Annotated in this window: 2 protein-coding genes; both read right to left on the bottom strand. The window is 70.7% G+C overall.

The window, feature by feature from the left end; all coding sequences use genetic code 11:
- Positions 1-90: 90 nt before the first annotated feature.
- The gene (locus tag RND61_RS32390; protein WP_315881748.1) at positions 91-702 is read right to left on the bottom strand and encodes a hypothetical protein; all 612 of its coding nucleotides are present in this window, start codon (positions 700-702) and stop codon (positions 91-93) included.
- A gap of 62 nt (positions 703-764) precedes the next feature.
- Positions 765-1,565, bottom strand: a complete 801-nt coding sequence (locus tag RND61_RS32385) for a hypothetical protein (RefSeq protein ID WP_315881747.1) — start codon at positions 1,563-1,565, stop codon at positions 765-767.
- Positions 1,566-1,596: the final 31 nt, after the last annotated feature.

Below are 1,596 nucleotides of genomic sequence, written 5' to 3'. Positions count from 1 at the left end.
AACACCGCCACGCCGCCAGGCGTGTCCGCTACCGCCGCGACGACGGCCCGCCCCGGCCGGCTCGGGCGGGGCGGGGCGTCGCCGTGGCGGTCAGCCGGTGAAGGCGGCCCACTCCATGCCGCCCCTGGCGTACTTGAGACCGGCGCGCACGCGGAACGCCTCGTCGTCCGTGATCGCGCGGGTGATGCCCTGTTCGCTCAGGAAGGCGTCGATGGCCTCCAGCGGCTCTTCCGAATACCGGAAGTTGTCGGTGGTGCCGTGGGTCGCGGCGAACTCTCCCGCCTTCCAGAGCTGGACGGAGTAGGTCCGGCGGTCCGGGTCGAAGATCGGCCGCAGCTCGGCGTCCTCGCCGTCGAGCTCGACCCGCCGCAGCTCCTCGAACAGTTCGTTGCGGCGCTTGTCGCAGTCCTCGGGGCTCCACCCCTCGACGTAGACCCCGGACCGCTGGACGGGGTACTCCACCAGGGGGCTGATGCTGCCGTAGCTCCACGGGAAATCGGCCTGCCGGAAGTTCACCCGGTAGCGGTCCCATGCCGTGCCACCCGGCACACGGCCGCACCACATGGCACCGACACGGACACCGGCCTGGTGCTTGTACTGGTACAGGTGATCACCGGGCTGCACGTCGGCACCCTTCACCGTGATCGTCTTCAGGCGCGGGATCAGCCGGTATACCTCGGTCTCGTCCGCTGCGGTCCTCATCATGGTCTCCTCTGTCGAAGGTGCGGGGGCCCGCCTTGGCGGGCCCGGCGGGCGGGGTGGTGTCAGGACCCGAACACCGTGTCGATGGCGTTCAGGAAGTGGAACGCGCACGCCCGACGTCGGGCGGGGCGGCGGTCGGCGGGGTCCCGCTTGATCCACGGGTCCGCCTCGATCGCGACGGGGGCGGGCTGAGTGCAGCGGGGGTGGTCGCAGCGGCCCGGCCGTCCGGCCTTGGCCAGGTCGATGACCCGGTACGGATCGGCCAGCGTGACGTCGAATCCGAACGCGCTGCTGCGGGTCGCCGCTTCGTACGCGGCGCGCTTCGCGGCCTCGGCGCGGGCCTTTTCCGCTGCGGCGGCCTCCTGGGCGGCGATGGCTTCCGCCAGCGTCTTGGCGGACGGGGAGGGGCTGCCCGCCACGGTGTGAGCCTTCAGGACTGCCCTGCGGCGGCTGGCCAGCGCTTCGTCGTCCTCCCAGGGCTCGCGGACGGGCAGCACGCGACCGTGCATCCAGTTCCACCGGTCGACCATGTAGTTCAGGGCGATTTGCGGGGTGCGGACCTCGGCGACGAACTCCAGGTCGTGCAGAACGACGTCGTCCCACCACTCGGTGTGCGTCCGGCGGCCGTCGCTGAAGAAGGCTCCGAGAAAGGCGTCCGTGTCGGCGAAGTAGACGTTGGCGGCCACGATGTTGCCGTGGTAACCGTCCTCCTGGAGAGCGTCCACCAACCAGTCGTAGTGCCGGAGTTCAGCGGTGTGCATCGGGACGACGGTCAGGGGGACGTCGCGGCCCTCCGCGACCCGGGGGCCGTTGCGGTGGAAGGAGACGACTCCGCCGGTGCGGTAGAGGGTGCTGGTGGTCATGTCGTCTCCCTGGTGTTGAAGGTTCGGGCCT

It is taken from the genome of Streptomyces tamarix (genome assembly GCF_032423885.1).
GTDB lineage: Bacteria > Actinomycetota > Actinomycetes > Streptomycetales > Streptomycetaceae > Streptomyces > Streptomyces tamarix.
This window is presented reverse-complemented; position numbering and strand designations above follow the sequence as displayed.

What these genes read in the sequence shown, in the direction of transcription:
- RND61_RS32390 (WP_315881748.1), bottom strand. Translation starts at nt 702, where the DNA reads ATGAGGACCGCAGCGGACGAGACCGAGGTATACCGGCTGATCCCGCGC.
- RND61_RS32385 (WP_315881747.1), bottom strand. Translation starts at nt 1,565, where the DNA reads ATGACCACCAGCACCCTCTACCGCACCGGCGGAGTCGTCTCCTTCCAC.